Genomic DNA, 19851 nt, shown 5'->3' on the forward strand with positions numbered 1-19851 from the left:
GCTCAGTTATTTTATAATATTAGTGTAAATCGGTGTCCAAACTTTTCCGTCGAGGTTAAAACCCGTTGCATTTATGTTCAGCCAGCCTAAAATAAATCGTGGTATATCGATACCTCTTGGTACTATTTTGTACAGTTCTGGTGTTGGCTTGATGCAGAATTTACTGTCGTAATCTTCGAAACTTGTCCATTGGGTAGATTTTTGGAAAACAAAATCGTTTTTCGATTTACTCTGGTCTTTAATTAAGGTACCAGCGCCATCGAGTGCCGGCCAGTAACCGATTAAATTGTTATAGTTTGGGTGTCTGCTATCTAAAAGCACCTGACAGGCAAAATCTTTTATAACGGCGTCGGGAACGGCGGCATTAAAAATCCTGATGTCGGTTATAAACTGCGTTGCACTATTGCCATAACCCGAACGGTAACCGGCAACTAAAGGTTCGCTATTGTTTACACTCCTACCCGTTATTACGGTAGGAGAACCAATTGGATCGCCATCCTGATATATCTGTACATACCTCACGGTACCCACAAAGTAGATCTTAAAGCCAATATGATACCATTGGTTAACTTCCATAGCTTTGGTAGTTGGAGTAGATATTGCGGCAGAAGCCAAACCACCCAATCTCCATGTACCGTTCGATCCGTTGTGGATAATCCACCAGCCAGTGGATGCGTTGGCCGGACTGGAGGTTTTAAAGAATATAGGCGCGTTTAAAGTTCCAAACGATTGAACTTTTAATTTAAACTCTACCGTATACTCTCCCGTTGTACCAAAATTATAGAGGTTCGATTTGGTGGCATCAACACTGGCAATGGTATCGCCATTTAATTTTCCGTAACTGCCTGTATAGGGTAATGAATTTAAATTAGCAGGTTTGTTATAAATGGTAGATTTGAAATTAGGGTTATAAAGGATAACAAAGCCATTTAACAAGGGTTTACTATATAAGGTTTGATCCATTAAAGCCGGTATTACCGGGTAATCGCCCCCTTTATTTGATGCAATTACGATGAGCCAGTTTTCTTTGCTAAAATTAGGCCGTGCTTTAATGGCGTTATTTAGCTCGCCAATATAAGTATCAATATTTGTTATAGCGGCTGCGTATTGCGGTATACTGGCATCATATCCATATTGTGCACCTGCTTTATCTACACCCTGAAATTCAGCCAGCACTACTGCTGCATCCTTATTGGACAGTTCGGCCAGTGTTGCTGTTTTTACTGCTTCATCGCTCGAAAGAGAAGTGTTTACATCTGCATGAGTAACCAGTTTGGTACTTAGTGCGGGAGTTATGCTAAAAGCAGCTGTTCTTAAACTGGTATTGTCTTTAACACGTTTAAAGAACATTGGATAATCGGCAAGTTTATTGTTCGCAAAATCCTCACTAATTACCTGATGTTTGGTTTTGTCTACGCCCGTAAGCATGTCGGCCCACGAAGTAGCATTGAGTCCATTCTCATCCGATACAGCATTGATGGTAAACATGCCATTTTTGATCATTCTGGATAAATTGGGCGTTGGGGATTTAAACACCGACTCTCCCCTGGCGCCATCTACAATAACGTACAATACTTTTTGCTGCTGCGCATCAATAACATTGCCCCCGGTATTGTTAGCGAAATCCTTTCTATCGGCTAATTCTTTATTACAAGAAATAGAAATCATTAAAACGACTAAGACAGCCGTTAGTTTTACTATAAATGCTGACTTTTCTATTTTACTTTTCATTGTATGATTATTTAATAACAACATTATTTTATGGCTTAATAGAGATGCGGACGGCACCTGAAACCTGCTGGTTATCGAAAAGCGAAATTGCACCGGCAATAAGTGCGGTAGGGTTTCCGAAAATATCTACACTTTCGTACACATCGTTTACTATACCCTGGAACTTACCTGTATTATTGTATCCGGCAGCTAAACTTCCGCTAGGATTTAAGATCATAAAACCCTGTCTAACAATACCATCATACTTTTTAAAAGATCCGAATACCAAGATCTTTCCACTTTTAAGCTGGTAAGCTTTACTGATGCTCCCACCTTCAATTGACTTTAGCACCAGGCTTTTATCTACCGTACCATCGGCATTTAACATCACCAGGCCTTTTGTAGCAAAACCATTGTAATTGCTAAATGCACCCGCAACAAGATATTTGCCCGAAGTTGCACTATAGGTAATGGCGTTTATCGCATCGTCAGCCCCTGTTCCTGATGGATAAGTTGGATCTACGAGCCCATTTGTACCGATTCTTACGATCCGGTTACTGCTTAAACCCTGGTAATTGGTAAAAGACCCTACCAGAATAATTTTTCCATCGCTCTGCATTAAGGCATCGCTAATAGGGCCGTTACCGCCAGCATAAGGTAGGTTTGCCGTTTTATTGAAATTGTAGGAAGAGTCCATTTTACCTTCCATGCTCATTTTTAACAAACCGTTTAATTTGGTATAACCCACCACTTTATTATCTCTGGTAGAGCGTTCGTAGAAATATTCGGCATAGTTATTAAAGCTGCCCACCACATAAATGCTGTTGTTATAGTTAAAAACTTTATTTACTAAACCCAGCACCCCACCATTAAAAGTGGCTACAGTATCGTACGAGTGATCTGAACTCGTACCCACAACCTCAACCCGCGATGAATCTAAAGAGCCGTTTGTATTTAACCTCGTTATACTGCTAATGCCGTCGCGATCGTTGTATTTGGTTAAGCTACCGCCCACAATGAACTGACCTGTTGCCAATCTGAAAATAGAAGATATAGCGCCGTTGGCACCTTTTCCGGTTGAAAAGCCCGAAGTAATAAAACCATTAGCATTGGTTAACACAATATTGTTTATTGGCTTTTTAACTGTTGCTGCGGCCATGTAGTTATCAAATGAACCCACCATAACCAGATTGCCATTTGGCAGGGGCAAAATCTGCCTGATGACGGTATTACTGGTATTGGCAGCAAAAGTGGCATCTGTTTCTACTTTACCTTCAACCCGAAAGGCCGGACCAAAAAATATCTGGTCATCAACCACGAGGGTAGTTCCTCCAGTACTTGCCCCTACAGGGAAAAGAACCGTAATGGTTTTATCGGTTATTTTGGTAATGGTTGCTTCGGTATCGTTGATGTAGAATTTTACTTTATCTTTAAAAGGCATTAAACCGTTTACCTCGAAAGTGATCTGGGTAGCCCCGTTTACCTCTTCCGTATCGGATACATCTGATAAGAACTTTATACCCAATGTTTCTTTACCACCTGCATAAGGATCTTCGCTAATGGGGCTTTCCTTTTTGCATGATGAAATGGAAAGTGCCAGTAATAACAAACAGGCAATCCATGTAGCTAAGCCGGCATTTTTACCAAAAACTTGTCTATTTCTTAACATATTTATGTTTTTATTGATTCCCAATTCCATTTTCTATTGCTATTGAATTAAAGTAGTTACTGCTAAAACCAAAAGAGTGCTTTTCGATTTTGAGTGCATGGACAATCCCGTTTGTTGGATTGATATCGGATGAAGCTACCAGGGCATTGATCCAAAAGGCCTGTGGCCTTGATAAATCCGGGATGTAAGAAATCATTAACTGCCTGTAGCCGGCATATTTTACCCTTACTTCTGTTGCACTGCCGGCGTTGGTTACGGCGTCGTTGTACACCACTCCAATGTTCATTGGCGTACTATTGTAAGAAAGGTAGCCCTGCCCCTTATAGGTGTTGAGCGCAAGGGTATCAACCTGGCTATAATCTTTAAGCCGGTTGGTGCCCTTAAACAGGTATAAAGAAAGTACGGTTTTCCATACCGCTGGTTTTATGTCAGCTAGTCTGCTTACCGTATCTTTTCCTGTTGATAAGAGTTCTTTATTTAAGGTGCGGATAGCTTTGCCTATTGTTGGATCGGTAGGTGCAAAAAAAGTAATATTATCATTGCTGAAAACACTTTCCATGCCCGCTATTTTAATCACCTGTGTAAGGGTATCAAAATGTAAGGGTTTCGATTGGAGATATTGCAGAATGGTACCATCAAATTTGGCTTCTTTTACACCCCCATCTATATAATGTTCGTATTTTTTACAGCTAAAGGCCAAACCCACCACGATTAGGGCAAGTGTTAGCAGTACAGAGTTTTTATTAAACTTATTCATTGAATCTATTCTTTAATAGGTTAAATCGTATTATTTGCGCTATTGCTTATTACCTCCAATAGTTATTCAAAGTCATGTAAGGATTGTTTGTGGTGGCACTCGGATCGATAGGCCAGGTCCATGCACCAGCCTGAAATGCAGAAAACGAGAGGGGATTTGGCGTAAATTTTGGATCCAGTATTTTTCTGGTGCGTACCAGGTCGTAAAAATGATGCCCCTCACCCATTAATTCTTTTGCTCTTTCTAAAAAGATGGCATCTTTTATCTTTCCTTCGCCTGGGTTTGCCGGAAAAAGATCGGCACCTGCTCTTGCCCTGATCACATTAAGCAAAGTAGCCGCTTCACCATCACGCCCCAGTTCTGCCAATGCTTCTGCATGTAATAAAATGGCATCGGCCAATCTGAAAATAATCGGGTTATCATCACTAAACTGAACCAAAGCTGCCCGGTTATAGAACTTGTAAAACTGCCAGGCCCCCGTTTGATCGTATATATTTTCATCAAACCAAACTGTTTTACGCTTATCGGTACCACCCTCCGGGTAAATTTTCTTCATAAAATCCGTATTGTAAACCAATTCGCTTACAGGCCTGTCGCTACTGGCGAAGAAAGGATTGTGAACCACCGAAAAGGAATATTTATATCTGAGTTTTGCCGTGTTTTCTCCTGTATTATCACTCAATTGGATTTCGAATAAACCCTCTTGCGATTTACCGAACATGATAAGATAAGTTTGTTCGATAGGCAATAAACGGTAGGCTTTTTCTTGGTCGACGCCAATATGCTGCAGTTCGTTACCCAGTTCATCAACCTGGTTGTAATAAGCAGTGGAATTGGCCGCATCGAAACCGGCGCACCACATATTCATATGCATCATTAAATCTATTGCACCACCACGCATGGCCCTGATGCCTTTAAAAGTCGGGTCGTTGTAGGTCCATGGTAAATCATTTTTAACCGCTGCCAAATCGGTTAAACAACCTTTTAAAACCTTCACCATGTTGGTGCGGGGCAGTGCCTCTTGATTATAAGCATCAGTGTAATAAGGCACATCGCCAAATAGTCTGACTAAAAAGAAATATGATACGCAGCGCATAAAAACCGCTTCGGCAATAAACTGTTTCTTTCTTGCAGGCGAAATAGCTGCATCGGGCATGGCCTCTACCTCTTTTGCCATGATATTGGCCGATTGGATAACTTTATAAAAAGGCAACCATTTCTGGATTAAATCATAGCGTGAGTTGAGCTGAAACCATTCGTTAATGGCATTGGCCTCATAACCCGGTAAAGAACGGTCCGCTCTTGCCGCAATGGCCATTTTTAGGTTATTGGTAGCCATATAAGTAAAATCGATACGTGGTGGGTAACCTTTTGTTGATGGGATGGCCCAACCACAACGGGTATCGCCAATTTCGAAAAGTACACTCTGCATGGTGGCCTCCCTAAACGAACGGTAAAGCCCCAGTGCAAAGCCTTCTGCATCGCCATCGTTTTTCCAATAGTTATTACCCGACAATTTGCTTAGCGGCTCAACATTTAAGAATTTTTTGCAGCTAAAATTTACACTCAGCAGCAGCAATACTGATAGTATATATATTATTTTTTTCATCGTTATCCTGTTTATAATTGAATGTTTAAGCCTAAAGCATATGTTCTCCTCACGGGATATCCTCCGGAGTTATCTCTTCCCAGCGAACTCACATTTTCAGGGTCGGCACCCGAATAAAAACTAAAAGTGTGGATGTTATTGGCGGTGCCATATACCCTTAAACTGGTAATACCTAAGCGTTTTGTTAATTCAGGCTTAAAAGTGTAGCCAACGGTTACCGTGGCCAGTTTTAGATACGAGCCATCTTCCTGAAACAGGGTTTGATTATACCTGAACGGCAAAAATTGGGTAGACTTATCAGTTGCCGAGTAACTGCCATACCTTAAATAGTCGTAAGGGTTCGGGTAGTTTGCAATATCGCCTGATTGACGCCAGATGTTATACTCCGTTATTGGTACCAGGTTGTTTGCCGAAAATGGAGAAGAGAAATTCTGGAAACTTGCTGCCAAAGGATTGTTCAGGATATCCCGGTGCCAGGTATAGGCCATAATTACATTAAGTGAAAAGCCTTTGTAAGATGCATAACTGCTAATACCGCCATTAATCAGGGGTTGAGAATTACCTGCGCCCACCATATCTTTAGCATCGAGTACATAATCGCCATTAATATCTGCATAATATGGATCTCCGGCTTTGAAATACACGGGGGTTGAACCATTGAAGGTGTGGTAACGTGTACCATTTGCAGGGTTAACCGGAACATCGTCATCGGTAGAAAATACCCCTTTAAAATTATAGAGGATATTGGTTAATGAATTTCGGCCCAGCCTGTACAATATTGCCTGGCCGGTTGCTCCACCATCTAACAAAAGCTGCCTGGTAGCATCAGGAAGTGCAGTAATTTTCTCTTTATTGTAGGCCCCGTTTATACTAACAGACCAGTTCACTTTGCTACTGGCTGGTAAAGGCCTAAAACTAAGCGCCAGTTCGTAACCGTAGTTAACATTACTTACCTCATTCGTTTTTAGTTTAGTAAAGGCGTTATGGGTGGTAATGTTTTTCTCCCATAACTGGTTGTCAACCATTTTGTAATAGGTATCGAAATTTAGTGTAATCCTATTTTTAAACAGGTTTAAATCCAAACCCGCGTTGTATTGTGTGGTTGTGGTCGGTAATAATTTAATGTTTGGAAGATTATTAAAATCAATCGCGGTGGTAGGTATGCCGTTATAATTACCATAATAATCGTATGTTCCGTTGGCATCAAATACGTTACCAACCGGTGCAATATTTCTGCCCCACGAAAGCCTAAGCATCCCGACATCAAGCCATTTGGAATCGGCCAGGAAATTTTCCTTGTTGAAATTCCATTTCAAGGCCAGTGATGGATTTTTTGCCCATGGTGCATTAAGTCCTGTGCTCGAAGTTCCATCTAAACGGAATGTGGCTTCAATCAGGTATTTGGTTTTATAGTTGTACGATAAACTTGCTGCCAATGAAGCGGCCCTCGAATCAGAATAATTATCCAATACTCCACCTAACGAACTTGCCGATGCAGTACCGAAAGGCCCCTGGTACTGATCGTTGGTATATTGATCCTGCTGAATGGCGTGCGCCTGGAAATTCCGCACATAAACTTCTGAGAAAACATAGGCGCCAATGTTATGAACATCCTTTTGGAGCGATTTATTGAAACTAACCATTGCCCGGTTGTAAAGCGTACTCCGTTTATCGTTATAAGAATAAACCCCTGCAACATTGTTATTCAATATGGCTGGGTTAAAGGTTTCTGTTGTTCCCATCGAATAATCGTAACTGGTAATATTGGAAACAGCCAGACCGGTAAGAAACTCGTACCTGGCCTCAACACTTGTTTTAATATTGCCGGCTTTATTATCGTTATCAACAATTAATGCCCCCAAGGCAGCATTGCTGTTAATTAAATTTGGTCCAGGCAATAGTGAAGATGAACCTGCACCAGCGGCAACACCGGTTTGAAGGATACCATTACCACTTCCTTTCTGGCTATTGCCCAAACTGCTGGAAAGAATAAGGTTTACATTAAATTTCGGACTCGGTTTGTAACGCGTGTTCATGCTTAGCGAATACCTGGTAAAACCTGTATTCTCCTGTATCCCTTTTTCATCGTAATAACCCAGGTTAATTTTATAGTTAAAAGAGTCATCACCACCGCTTGCATTTACGTTATGTTGCTGGTTATAGGTAGAGCGGTAAAAAATGCTCTGCCAATCTGTAGAGTTATTATAAAAAGCATTTAAACTATCGGCCAACATTGGCGTATTATCAACACTCTGCCTGGCCGAGTAGATGTTGGCGCCATAGGTATAAATTTCCCAAAGTCTTAAATTGCTTTCTGCAGCGCCGCCAATAACCTGGCGTAGTTTAGGTGGTGTATTAAAGAAAAAATTAGTAGAATACTGGATAATCGGGGTTTTCGATTTACCTCTTCGGGTATTGATCAAAATTACGCCATAAGCGCCCTGTGCCCCGTACAATGCGGTTGCACTTGCATCTTTTAAGAAAAGGATTTCTTCTATGTCTTCAGCAGGGATTAATGATAATGGACTGATGCCCGGGCCATTACTGGAAAACCCATACTGATAGTCGGTATTTAAATCAACAGGTACCCCATCAATTACAAACAATGGCGAAGTGGGTGTTAAAAATGCGTTATCACCCGATCCGGTTACACTAATGCCTGATAACCCCCGCATGTTAATGCTGGGTGCCGCACCTGGACTGCCCGTATTGTTCTGGATGTTTAAACCTGGTACTTTGGCCTGAAAAAGCTCGGCAACGTTACTCACCGGAACATCCTGTATATCTTTCCCCCTTAACGAAGTTACTGCCCCCATTACGGTTTCTTTGGTTTTTTGACCGTAACCAACAGTAATTTTAACTTCATCTAAGGTGGTCAGATCTTCAACCATTACGATCTTCAGATCGTTTTTACCGTTTAACTTTACGGTAACATCTTTATAATTCAGGTATTTAAAGGTTAGGGTTGCGTTATCGGCTACGCTTACGGTAAATGAACCATCATCTCTGGTCATTCCTATTGCCCGGGTTGCTGTGCTCGCCATAATGGTTACGGCAGGTATACCTGAGCCATCTCCCTTATCTACAACCTTGCCCCTTACGCTGATCAGGTTTTGGGCCCATGCTGAGCTGCCCAATACCGTTAACGTCATTAACAGCAATAAATTTAATATGTATTTTTTAGCCATATCTGTATAATAAAAACTCATGTTCAACTTATTTTTCTGGTGCTAATCGTTAGTAAACCTGGGGTTATCCTTGTTAAACCAGATCACGATTTCCCAATCTCCCTTTTCGAAAATGGCAAAGTCTAAACCAAGGTTAGCTTCTACCCTAAAGCCTCCAAAACCAATCCGGTCATACGAAAAGGCTACACGGGCCCTCGACCCGGCGGCATTGGTGTAAGGAGTTGGAATCTGTACCAGAGGAATTGGGTAAGCCACATCGTATTTAACCGATGTTGGTGTCATCTTCATGTTGAAACCATGCACCAGCTTAGTCCAATTGGTGAGTTTAAATTTTGCAGGGTCAATAGGTTTTAACAGCGTATCTAAAAACTTAAAGGAAAGTGAATTGCCCTCGCCTGTTTTATTAAATAGTATGGTAACATCGTTAGCGCTTAAAGGCTGACCAGATTTTTCGCCGAAAATGCCCGCCATAGTAGAGGGCGTAATAGTACCTCCGGTATTGGCCCCTGTTAGCGGGTTTATTCTGTTTGGCTCGTAAGGCAATTCCCGTTGTGGCTGTAATACCAGATTATTAAAATACTTACGCCCGCCATTGTTAGAAACCTCAACATCAAAAACATAGCCCGAATCGGGAAGCGCTTTAACAATATTGCTCCTGGCCTCAGCCCACATAATAAATTCGCCAGAATGTTCGCCAACCTCGAATAAAGTGTGCTGTTCGGTAGTGCGTTTATTTTCTATTTCCTGGATAGATTTTTCGCTTCCATCGTAAGCTTTTTTCCACACCAGTACAGGGAAAGGCTTTAAAAGCTCGGGGCTGGTCTGGCCGTCGCCATTGCGCATCGCTACAATTTTGAATGTTAAGGGCAAAGACGAGCTTTCGATGTTGAAATTATCGCCCATTAAGGTTGTACGCCCTAGTATAGGCCTGTAGGTGGTTTGTTTAAAACCTGCATCTTTATTAAATGCATCACTATCGCTCGGCAATAATTTTTTGCAGCTAAATATGGCCAATACGCCAATAGCGACAAAGAATAAGGCAAATGATTTATTTTTTGATATCATATCATTCATGATTTATTTATTTAACCTGATTAGGAACTCGCCAAAACCGAATTCATGAGAAGCAGAAAGCACGTGTATGATTGCGTTATTGGTTGCAATATTTACTGCTTGTGTAGTAGCCGACTTCCATTCTTTGGTGTACTGCGAGTTTTTAATATCGCTGTACACTACTCCTTTTGGTCCGCCAAAAACATATCCGCTGGCATTTGAGTTTAGCTCCTGCGCATTCATTCCATAATTAAAATGTGTGCTGGTTAAAAATGCACCATCGGCAAAGTGTAAGCTATCGGTGGTTATTTTTTTTCTAACAATGTAACGGTCCAATAAAATCCCCAGCTGGTCTGCATCCAGGGTGGAAATGCCCAAGGCTTTTTTATTTTGGCTTATCCTTAAATTATTAAGCGCGTTTAAGGCAATCGAAAAGTTGCGGTTGGTTAGCGAAAAAAAAGTAATCGCTTTGCTATTTGTTAAGGTATCTTTTGCCCAGGTGATGCGGTCGCACACTTTAAGCAGCGAATCGTACTGCCCCGTTTGCGATTTTAGATAAGCATAGGCATTACCATCGAACACATTTGCCTCATTTTCGTAATTGTATGCCCCGTCATCTCCCTTTTTGCAGGAAAGCATAAACAGTGTTATGGCCATACAGAATGCTATATTTTTAATACTTTTTATCATCATTACCTCCAATATTCGTTTTGTGTAATTTTTGCATTGGTGCTCAGCACCTCTTCATCAATAGGCCAGTATATCCCTCCCTTTTTGATCAGTTCTAAAAACCTGGCATCGTTGTTTTTCAGTTTGTTATACCTCACCAAATCGTACCATCTCCAGCCTTCGCCCATTAATTCTCTTCTGCGTTCTGCAAAAATGGCATCGACCAATCCTGCATTAGTGCCTTTGTAAAGGCCTATCCCTCTATTGTTCCGAACAATATCTAAAGCATCAGTAGCATCGTCCATACTGCCTATTGCCGCCAACGATTCGGCGTAGAGCAGGGTAATTTCTTCTATTCTTGTAAAGATTAAAGCTGAGCTGTAAATGGCCAGTGAGCCATCGGTTGAGGCGTTCCTGATACACTTTATTTTGCTGAAGACCGTATTTGAGGTTCCGTAGCCACTGAAATAATCGGATACCGGTAAACCTGTAAGCGGATCGAACCTAAACCTCAAATCGTTTGGTTCGTTAAATATGGAAGCAATTACATCATCGGGCATTTTAATCTGCGGAACGGCTTTGGCGATAATGGGCGCCGCCAGGGCCAAATCTTCCATATGCCCTATGGCACTCATTTCGGTGGTGTTATAGTTAAAAGGAAAACCGACCAGCTGGGCTGCGTTATTGCCATAAAACAGTCCATCTACTTTGGTTAAGTTAGTAGTTGTAGTATACACACCACCACTTAAGCCAAAATTGGTCATCACAAACTTCGAATATGCTACTGCATCGAGGTATTTACCCTGCCATGCAGCAATATGCGCCAAAATTGAATAGGCAGAAATCCGATTGAATAAAATACCATCCCAATAAGGCGCTACTTTTCCGTAATAGTTTTGCTGGTTGAAACCATTTTCTATTGCCCCATAGCGATAAGGTAGATTGTTTACGATGCTTAACAGTTCGTTTGTAGCAAATTGCAATACAATTTCGGCTGCTACTTTTGGACGCGCTGTAAAATTACCATCTGTTGAAGCGGTAATTAATGGAATATCGCCCCATATACGTACCATATAAAAATAGGTAAATGCCCTTAAAGCCTTCATTTGGGCAACATCTACCTTGTAGTTTTCTTCGGTATACTGTTTGTCGTTTTTTAAGATTTCTCCTGCACGGTCGATAAAAACTGTACAGCTGTTAATTACGGCATAAAATTTACGCCAGTTGCTCAGCGATTTTACAACCGGATATGGCGCATTTAAATTATTTTCGGTAATGGCTTTTAAATCCAGCCGGGAGGTTGCTTTAAAATCGCCCATCCGTACATCGCCATATAGCCAATGTGCATTATTATCGGCCAATGCAGCTCTTAACAGGCCGTAAGAACCCAATAGTGCCGAGCGGGCATCGGCTAAACTTTTCCAGTTATTGCTTTCATTTACCAGGTGGGTAGAGTCGATATCCAGTTTTTTATTACAGGCCGATATGAATATGGTACAGAACAGCATAAACAATACTGCGGATATCCTTCTTGATGGTATTATTTTATTATACATGATCATTTAGTGCTTATAAATCAATTTTTAAACCCAGTGTGAATGTTCTCGGCAAGGGCAGGCCATAGCCCGTATCTTCACCAACATAGTTAACCAGCTCAGGATCACCCCCTGTATAACTTTTTAGGGTATACACATTAAGCGCCGAGGCATACACATAAATTTTCTTGAAGTTTTTGCTGAAGTATTTGAATTTAGAAATGTCGTACCCTAAAGAAACAGACCTTAATTTTGCATACGATCCGTTTTCAACAAAAATATCCTGGTCGGTACGATACGATTGAACAGCACTCCATGGATTATAGATCGGATAATCGGCAACATCAATTCCTTTTTGCCAAAAAGTAATCTCATTTACAGCGTTGATGTTATTATTTCCGGTTTTGTTAATAAAATCGAGCTGATTTGCAGCTGCTTGATTGATAATACTTCTTTTTAAAGCGAAATAGATGTTAAAATCGAGGTTAAAACCTTTATAGCTAAGCGTACTGCTAAAATTCCCCACTATCCTTGGTAAATAACCGCCCATGGCCACTTTATCATTTTCATCAATTACATAATCGCCATTCTGATCTTTCCATTTAGGATCTCCACCGTGAAGTTTCAGTCCTTTGTAGCTCATGATCTGAAAGTTGGCGGGGTTTACAGGAACATCAACATCGGTTTGGTAAACACCCTGACTTTGCAGCACCAAAATCTGATCAATCGGTTTTCCAACGGTTAGTTTTTGTGTTCCGATGGTAATTTCTTTAAGGTTGTTCGGCAATGCCTTTAGCGTATTTTTATTGAAAGCAATGTTAAAATCTGTTGTCCAACCCAGTTTATTGGCCTTGGCTTTTAATATTTCGCCCGAAACCGCAAGTTCGATTCCTTTGTTATTTACATCCAATCCGCTTTTGTACTCCTTGGTGTATCCCGATTCGGCATTAACCGGCACGCCCAAAATCATCCGTTTATTGTTTTTGGCATAGAAGGATAATCTGGTCTGCAACCTGTTGTTAAAAAATGCTCCATCCACACCAAGATCAAGCTCTTCTACATAAGCCCAGGGGATATCGTAGCCAATCCAGCCCGAGCTATACGGTCTTGATAAAGTACCAATACCGCCATATGAGCCTACTGATTTATTTGAACTCCAACCTAAATCGGTTACATACTGAGGGCCGGCACCGTACTGATCGACAATATTAAGGGTACCCAACCTACCATATGAGGCATTTAGGTTTAAGCTGCTAAGGATTGATTTTTGGGTTTTAATGTATTTTGTAATGTCCCATTTGGCACTTACCGATGGCGAAAAAAACCACCTGTTATTGGCCTGCATGTTCGATGCACCATCGGTACGGGCAATTAACGTGGCAAAGAACTCGTTGTTTAAGGTATAATCAAAGCTGCTGTAAAGCGAACTTACATTGATTTTCTGTTTATCTGTAAACTTTTTGGTGTAAAAACCTTCAGGCTGCAAATAATCGCTGTGGCTAATGTCGCCATCTACGCTATTGATCCTGATGTAATCGCTGGTGCCTTTATAACCCTGCAGGTAATTGTACTTGTTCACATCGAGCGAAAGTGTATGACCAAACAATGCTTTAAAAACATGGGTTTTATTTACCGTAAAATTGTAAGCCAGCGAGTTATCGACATTTAAACGTTGGTTATAAGCATAAAAATTGGATACATAATTGTTGCCGTCCATTAAAGTTGTAGGATAAAATAAATCCCTCATCCCCTCATTGTAATCGAATGATATCCGTGTAATGAAATCGAAGTTTTTATACTTTGCATTGGCAGAGAATGATCCCTGAATTACATTGTTGATGTTATTATCGATGGTTTTATTTTCATATTCGCTTAAATAGTTACCATAAATATTTTTGTTGGGCGCTATCGGGCTAATCAGATCAGGCACATATTGCATTTCGGCAAAACGATCTCTTAACGAGCGGTTTCTATCCCGGTTTAACCGCGTAGCATTCACCATGGTTGATATGGTTAGCCATTTTAGGGGAAGTACATTAATAAAAAACGATGCATTGTATCTATTTAGGCGGGTATCGTCGGCATTGCCTGCATTTGAAGTGTTACCTGCAAAAAACCTGAAATTTGATCTTGACGTTCCGCCTGTTATACTGGCATTTATGGTATGTAAGGCCGAATTTTTATAGTAAAGATCGGTCCAATCTGATCTGCCATAGTAGTTTTCGTTAGTTGCATCAGCCAAATACGAAGGATACTTATCAAAATCTTCGGCAGTAGCATATTTATTATAAAAAGTACGTCGTAAAATGCTTTCATCCTGGCCGTTGGTTGTAGTTACTTTATTTTTGGTCGCGTAGCCGTAATAGCTGTTGATCGAAATTTCGCGGTTGCCCTGGTGTGCATTTTTAGTGGTAATTAATATTGCACCGTTTGCAGCGCGTGGGCCATAAATTGATAAAGCCGCTAAATTGCTGATCACATTTATAGATTGGATATTATCGAGATCGATAGAAGATAATAAATTGGTGGCCGGGCCAATTGGCGAGAAATCATACTCCTGGATGGTATAAACAAAAGGATTATCAGCGATTAAGGGAATACCGTTAATAAAAACTGCAGGTTGTGCTTCGGCAACATTGGTTTTCGAAAGTAACGGTCTGCTTAAGCCCCTTAACAACATCGATTGATCTGCGCTGCCAGGTTCGCCTGTAATTTCCTGTACATATAAGCCTTTCGAATTACTCTTTAATGCTTGTTGTAAAGAAATAAAAGGATAAATGCTAACGTTGCTGAGTTTTACGGTATCTACATTTCTCTTCGATACATAACTCACCAATACAACCGAATCGATAGCAACCGGTTGTTTTGTTTTTTTTGTGGTATCCTGAAAGCAGGTATTGGAAACCGCACTAAGGTAATCGGTTTCCTTTCCGTACGATTTAAGGCTGAGCATACCGGTAAACACGATCGATACCATTAAAAATAAGCCCATCTTTCCCCGCATGTTTTTAAGTGACCAGACCGGGGGAAGCTGTTTAATGTAATGATCCAATTCTTGATTTTTTTCGTTCATTTTAAGTAATGTTTGTTGGCTTAACTATTTAAAAACAGCAATACAGTTCCATCTAAACCCTTCGGTTTAGGCAAATAATTTTCAGCACCATTGATTATGGCGATACTTCAGAAAAGAAATAACGAAGCTTAAGGGAGCTGCTCTCCATCAAATTCCTGTTGTTCTTTTTCTTTGGGGCGGAAACTGTTTAGCTGTTTTTACCTTTGTAATTTTGGGCCTGGCTTTAATTCGGAATTAAATTTTGACTTGGAAATGAAAAGTATTTGACCTGATCAAATTTTAGTGTTATCAATATACTTTTAGGATAAGGCACCACATTAAACATTTCGGTTGAAGCTTTAAGGTGCAGCAGTAAGGGGGAGCTGAAAAACGCAGCAGAGAAACAGCGCTTAATTTGCTCTGGGTAAACCTTCAAAAGATCTAGCTTGTGAAGTAGTTGTTTTTTCATAATTGTTCGTTTTGGTTAATTGCTTATAAACATGCTTTAGGTAGACATACTTATAATGTTTTCATATCTTCCTGAAGCCAGGAAGGATACGGGTTTGGTTAAATCAAAACTGGTGTATTATCCGTTAAAAAAGGATGAAAATCGTTAAAGAAAGGATAGAAAATTGGGTACAATCAACTAAATATCAAGCTATTTAGCTTAAAACCAGAGATAGAGATCTTCAATGCAAGGTGTTTATATTTAACAGCCGCATCGAATTTAACCGCCACCTATATCATAAAAAGGAGATTGAAATAACAGCGGAAAACACAGGTGGCGAACTGCGGCAATTCAAGGAGGAAAAAGATTTCAACCGGTTATTTTTTACCCGCGATCGGTTTGTTCAGTATTTTAAGCGCTGCCTGCTGCAGAATGAATCAATTAATTTTTAACTCGGCATAGTGTTTAATAAACCAGGTTAATGCGGGGTTTTTATTCGATTCTTTATAGGCCAATACCACTTCTGTATTAACCGGAATAGCATCAAACTCAATAAAAGACACTTTCAACTGTGCATATTGCTTTTTTAACGACAATGGCAAAATAGACACCCCCAAGCCCGCTTCTACCAATTGCAATATGGAGTGTACGTTGTTTGCTTCGTGGGTAATATCGGGACTAAAGCCCATCCGCTGGCAGATCTCCATCAGTTTCTGGTTATATTGAGGTGCAAAATCTTTATTAAAGAATATAAACGGACTTTTCTTCAAAAAATCGGCAAGTCCGTTCCTGGCATCAATTTTTTGGTCTGTTAAAGGAATAACCACCACAAAGGGATCAAAAAACAAAGATTCTACTTTCAATTTTTCCGATAAAACAGGGGCCCTTAAAATCCCCACATCTAAACCACCATGTTCTAACTCTTTAATTTGAGCAAGTGTAGGCACTTCGAACAAACTCGTCTTCAGATAAGGGAATTCCTGATGCATTAATTTTAAAATTTCTGCCAGGTGCGATTGGTAAACCGAACTGATGTAGCCAATCTTTAATTCGCCGCTAACGCCTTCATGAATTTTACGAACAACTTCTTTACTCTCTTCCAGTCTGGCAAACATAACATCTACTTCAGCCTTAAAGTACTTTCCGGCATTTGTTAATGCAACCCGCTTATTACTCCGCACAAACAGCTGTACACCGAGTTCTTCTTCCAGTTCTTTAATCTGCCTGCTCAAAGGAGGCTGCGAGATAAAAAGTTTGGCTGCAGCTTTGGTAAAATGAAGTTCTTCCGCAACAGTTTTAAAATACAACAAATGTCTGAGTTCCATATTTATAATACCTTTAAAGTATCGTTAAATGCAAAAATTGATATTTTACAAATATGATTAACAGCACTAACTTTACAAAAAAAATAAAGCAATGAATAAAGATTATTCGCATAAAGCAACAAATGAAGAAATTAAAGCAAGGTTTGATAATGATGTAGCGCGTTTCTCGAACTTAGAGAGCGGACAACAAACCACCATCGATGCGCCACTTACCATGGAGCTTTGCACCGGAGCAGCCAGATACATTAATCCGAATGCAAAAGAACTGTTGGATATTGGATGTGGTGCGGGCAATTACACGTTAAAAATGCTCAGTAAAATCCCAAACCTTAACTGTACACTTAACGACCTGAGTTTACCGATGCTAGAACGTGCCAATGACAGGGTATCGACACAAACTAGCGGAACCGTAACCGTTATACAGGATGATATGCGTAACCTTAATTTACCCGATAATCATTTCGATATTATACTTGCTGCTGCAACATTTCATCATTTGCGCACCGATGCCGATTGGGAGCTTGTTTTTACTAAAGTTTACCGGGCTTTAAAACCTGGTGGCAGCATCTGGATTTCAGACCTCATTGCCCACGATTCTGTATTGATCGATAACCTTTTTCGAGATCAATACGGGGCCTACCTGGAAACACTTGGCGGTGCGGCCTATAAGCAAAAGGTATTTGATTATATCGAATATGAAGATACCCCTCGCTCTTTAAACTATCAACTGGCATTATTGCAAAAAGTTGGGTTTAGTGTTACAGAGATCCTGCATAAAAATTCTTATTTCGCGGCATTTGGTGCCATAAAATAATAAAAAGAGGGTGTATCGTAAATATAGATCTGTCATCCTGTCCAAAGGACTCCTGTGGAGCGCTTGTCGAAGTACCTGTTTAAATACTCTTTGAGGTGTTTCGACAACCTGTCCCGATTCTTCGGGAGGCTCAACATGACAGCTTCTGCGCTGAAATCGCCTTCATGATACACCCTCTTTTGTTTTCAGCTTAAAAACTTAATATATCTCTTAGCAGCTGAATGGCAACAAAGATTAACGGTTTTTATTATTAATCAAATCCGCAGCCTTTCCGTTTTTGGCGTCAATAGGTTTGCCATGCTGAAGGTAAATTAAGCCGTTTCTATATACAGCCAAGCTAGATTTTCCTCCGGATAAGTAGTTGCCCGGAACAGGAATATCTCCTTCTTGTCCAAATTTTATCGGTTCTTTAAAACGGTCGATAATCCATTCGTTTGTTGAAGGCCTGAAAACAGCCATCTCTGCCCTACCATCGCCGTCATAATCTGCAGGTACCGGAATATCGCCCGGTACATGTTTAACCTGCAAAGGGATATTACCAAGACTGGTTTGCCATAAAGAGTTGTCTCTACGGAATATGCCTACATCCAATATTCCATCACCATCATAATCTGCAGGAACAGGGGTACCATTTTTATGTCCAAATTTTAGACTGTCCAGTCCATCAAAGTACCATGTTAATGTGGAAGGACGATAAACAGCAGCTTCTGCGAAACCATCTCCATCCCAATCTCCACACACCGGAATATCGCCTGCCTGACCAAGCACAACCTCTTTCCCTCCCTGGATATAAAACTTTCCTTCGGATGGTCTGAAAACCGCAAGCTCCGTTTTGCCATCACCATTATAATCGGCTGGAGCTGCAACATCGCCCGGTTTACCAAAAACAACATCTGCCTTTCCCGATATTTTCCAGGTACCATTAGAAAAAAATGCGATTTCGCTAATACCATCGTTGTTGTAATCCTGATACCTGGCCACCGTGGTATGGTGGAACCAGGGCAGTGTGAATTTACTATCGGCATCGGTTTCTTCCTCGCCCGTTACCGGAGAAAAAGTGCGTACGCTGATCAGATCTTTTGATTTAGAAAATTTCATGAGCCGCATTAAGCCGTGCCCCCCATCTGGCCTGCTCTGATAATCAGACAGGAATGATTTGATCACATTGCCAGCATAACCATCCTGCCGGTAGCCTTCGCCATTATCGCCCACATGACCTGATAAAGTTAAAAATACATTAGGATAACTTTTTAAACGATCGAAAACCCGCTGCCCCTGTTTAGAAAACTTCGGAAAGCCCTTTTCGTTGGTGCCTGTTTTCTTGTTAAAATGAATAATAGAATGGCTCACCAAGATGGCCTTCCTGTCGTTAAATTTTTCTAGCAACGCACTTGCCCATTTGTTCAATCCTTCAATATCCTCATCATAAGAATCATATTCAAAAAATATAGCAATGAATTTATAACCGCCTGCTTCAAAAAGATCGAAATGGCTATCGTTATTATCACGATAATGCCCTCCGTACCATTTTTTATCTTTGAAATGATCTATGCCGAAATATTTATTGTACTGATCGGTTTTACCACTTAAAGGATACTGGCTTTTGGTTTGATCGTGGTTGCCTACAGCCATGCCATATGGAATACCCTGCGGATAACCAGGCTGTGGTTTTTCCAATATATACATCGACCCGGCAGCATTTACCCATTGTTGTGGAAATTTTTCCCCATCATCAGAAATATCACCAAGATGGATTACGTATTTAATGTTTTCTTTCGCTGCATTTTTTGCAATCCACTCGGTCTGCGCCGAAAACATTTCCTTTTTCCCGCCATTCTTCTCTGAAGTATAATATTGGGTATCGGGCAGTACAACGATCGCAAATCCATCGTCTGCTAAACGTTCTTCCTGCAACGGTATTAGGCTTGCACTTGTGGTTAATAACATTTGTGCACTTAAAAAAATGCAAAGGCTTTTCTTGAACAGTGCTTTATTTATGGTCATTTTTACTTAATTAAATTT

At 40.6% G+C, this 19851-nt stretch carries 13 protein-coding genes; 1 reads left to right on the plus strand and 12 read right to left on the minus strand.

Annotated elements, in window-relative coordinates; genetic code table 11:
- Positions 1 to 6: 6 nt before the first annotated feature.
- The 11 genes from ACN9MR_RS15690 to ACN9MR_RS15740 all read right to left on the minus strand — a co-directional run bounded on the left by ACN9MR_RS15690 (position 7) and on the right by ACN9MR_RS15740 (position 17015).
- On the minus strand, positions 7 to 1731 hold the full coding sequence (locus tag ACN9MR_RS15690) for an alkaline phosphatase family protein (protein ID WP_426324999.1): 1725 nt from the start codon (positions 1729 to 1731) through the stop codon (positions 7 to 9).
- Between the two features lie 28 nt (positions 1732 to 1759).
- Positions 1760 to 3379 (minus strand): DUF5008 domain-containing protein, encoded by a 1620-nt coding sequence (locus ACN9MR_RS15695; RefSeq protein WP_426325001.1) that lies wholly within the window; start codon positions 3377 to 3379, stop codon positions 1760 to 1762.
- Positions 3380 to 3389: 10 nt separating this feature from the next.
- Complete coding sequence (locus tag ACN9MR_RS15700) at positions 3390 to 4136, minus strand: fasciclin domain-containing protein (protein ID WP_426325003.1); 747 nt, start codon at positions 4134 to 4136, stop codon at positions 3390 to 3392.
- A gap of 49 nt (positions 4137 to 4185) precedes the next feature.
- A complete protein-coding gene (locus tag ACN9MR_RS15705; RefSeq protein WP_426325005.1) occupies positions 4186 to 5745 on the minus strand; it encodes a RagB/SusD family nutrient uptake outer membrane protein in 1560 nt (519 codons plus the stop codon).
- Between the two features lie 11 nt (positions 5746 to 5756).
- On the minus strand, positions 5757 to 8954 hold the full coding sequence (locus ACN9MR_RS15710; protein ID WP_426325007.1) for a SusC/RagA family TonB-linked outer membrane protein: 3198 nt from the start codon (positions 8952 to 8954) through the stop codon (positions 5757 to 5759).
- 21 nt (positions 8955 to 8975) lie between these two features.
- On the minus strand, positions 8976 to 10007 hold the full coding sequence (locus ACN9MR_RS15715) for a DUF5007 domain-containing protein (RefSeq protein ID WP_426325009.1): 1032 nt from the start codon (positions 10005 to 10007) through the stop codon (positions 8976 to 8978).
- A gap of 3 nt (positions 10008 to 10010) precedes the next feature.
- Positions 10011 to 10679, minus strand: a complete 669-nt coding sequence (locus ACN9MR_RS15720) for a hypothetical protein (RefSeq protein ID WP_426325011.1) — start codon at positions 10677 to 10679, stop codon at positions 10011 to 10013.
- Entirely contained in the window at positions 10679 to 12211 is a 1533-nt protein-coding gene (locus tag ACN9MR_RS15725) for a RagB/SusD family nutrient uptake outer membrane protein (RefSeq protein ID WP_426325013.1), read from the minus strand. The genes ACN9MR_RS15720 and ACN9MR_RS15725 overlap by 1 nt, the downstream gene beginning before the upstream one ends.
- 13 nt (positions 12212 to 12224) lie before the next feature.
- Complete coding sequence (locus tag ACN9MR_RS15730) at positions 12225 to 15263, minus strand: SusC/RagA family TonB-linked outer membrane protein (RefSeq protein ID WP_426325015.1); 3039 nt, start codon at positions 15261 to 15263, stop codon at positions 12225 to 12227.
- 223 nt (positions 15264 to 15486) lie between these two features.
- Positions 15487 to 15711 (minus strand): hypothetical protein, encoded by a 225-nt coding sequence (locus ACN9MR_RS15735; protein ID WP_426325017.1) that lies wholly within the window; start codon positions 15709 to 15711, stop codon positions 15487 to 15489.
- A 416-nt stretch (positions 15712 to 16127) separates the two neighbouring features.
- The gene (locus ACN9MR_RS15740) at positions 16128 to 17015 is read right to left on the minus strand and encodes a LysR family transcriptional regulator (RefSeq protein ID WP_426325019.1); all 888 of its coding nucleotides are present in this window, start codon (positions 17013 to 17015) and stop codon (positions 16128 to 16130) included.
- A 91-nt stretch (positions 17016 to 17106) separates the two neighbouring features.
- Here ACN9MR_RS15740 and ACN9MR_RS15745 point away from each other — a divergent pair, with 91 nt between their 5' ends.
- Positions 17107 to 17829 (plus strand): class I SAM-dependent methyltransferase, encoded by a 723-nt coding sequence (locus ACN9MR_RS15745; protein ID WP_426325021.1) that lies wholly within the window; start codon positions 17107 to 17109, stop codon positions 17827 to 17829.
- A gap of 234 nt (positions 17830 to 18063) precedes the next feature.
- On the opposite strand, the gene ACN9MR_RS15750 is transcribed toward ACN9MR_RS15745, so the two are convergent.
- On the minus strand, positions 18064 to 19833 hold the full coding sequence (locus ACN9MR_RS15750) for a metallophosphoesterase (RefSeq protein ID WP_426325023.1): 1770 nt from the start codon (positions 19831 to 19833) through the stop codon (positions 18064 to 18066).
- Positions 19834 to 19851 lie beyond the last annotated feature (18 nt).

It is taken from the genome of Pedobacter sp. R-06 (assembly GCF_049913135.1).
Taxonomy (GTDB): domain Bacteria; phylum Bacteroidota; class Bacteroidia; order Sphingobacteriales; family Sphingobacteriaceae; genus Pedobacter.

Coding starts and splice junctions, on each gene's coding strand:
- ACN9MR_RS15690 (WP_426324999.1), bottom strand. CDS start 1,731: ATGAAAAGTAAAATAGAAAAGTCAGCATTTATAGTAAAACTAACGGCT.
- ACN9MR_RS15695 (WP_426325001.1), bottom strand. CDS start 3,379: ATGTTAAGAAATAGACAAGTTTTTGGTAAAAATGCCGGCTTAGCTACA.
- ACN9MR_RS15700 (WP_426325003.1), bottom strand. CDS start 4,136: ATGAATAAGTTTAATAAAAACTCTGTACTGCTAACACTTGCCCTAATC.
- ACN9MR_RS15705 (WP_426325005.1), bottom strand. CDS start 5,745: ATGAAAAAAATAATATATATACTATCAGTATTGCTGCTGCTGAGTGTA.
- ACN9MR_RS15710 (WP_426325007.1), bottom strand. CDS start 8,954: ATGAGTTTTTATTATACAGATATGGCTAAAAAATACATATTAAATTTA.
- ACN9MR_RS15715 (WP_426325009.1), bottom strand. CDS start 10,007: ATGAATGATATGATATCAAAAAATAAATCATTTGCCTTATTCTTTGTC.
- ACN9MR_RS15720 (WP_426325011.1), bottom strand. CDS start 10,679: ATGATGATAAAAAGTATTAAAAATATAGCATTCTGTATGGCCATAACA.
- ACN9MR_RS15725 (WP_426325013.1), bottom strand. CDS start 12,211: ATGTATAATAAAATAATACCATCAAGAAGGATATCCGCAGTATTGTTT.
- ACN9MR_RS15730 (WP_426325015.1), bottom strand. CDS start 15,263: ATGAACGAAAAAAATCAAGAATTGGATCATTACATTAAACAGCTTCCC.
- ACN9MR_RS15735 (WP_426325017.1), bottom strand. CDS start 15,711: ATGAAAAAACAACTACTTCACAAGCTAGATCTTTTGAAGGTTTACCCA.
- ACN9MR_RS15740 (WP_426325019.1), bottom strand. CDS start 17,015: ATGGAACTCAGACATTTGTTGTATTTTAAAACTGTTGCGGAAGAACTT.
- ACN9MR_RS15745 (WP_426325021.1), top strand. CDS start 17,107: ATGAATAAAGATTATTCGCATAAAGCAACAAATGAAGAAATTAAAGCA.
- ACN9MR_RS15750 (WP_426325023.1), bottom strand. CDS start 19,833: ATGACCATAAATAAAGCACTGTTCAAGAAAAGCCTTTGCATTTTTTTA.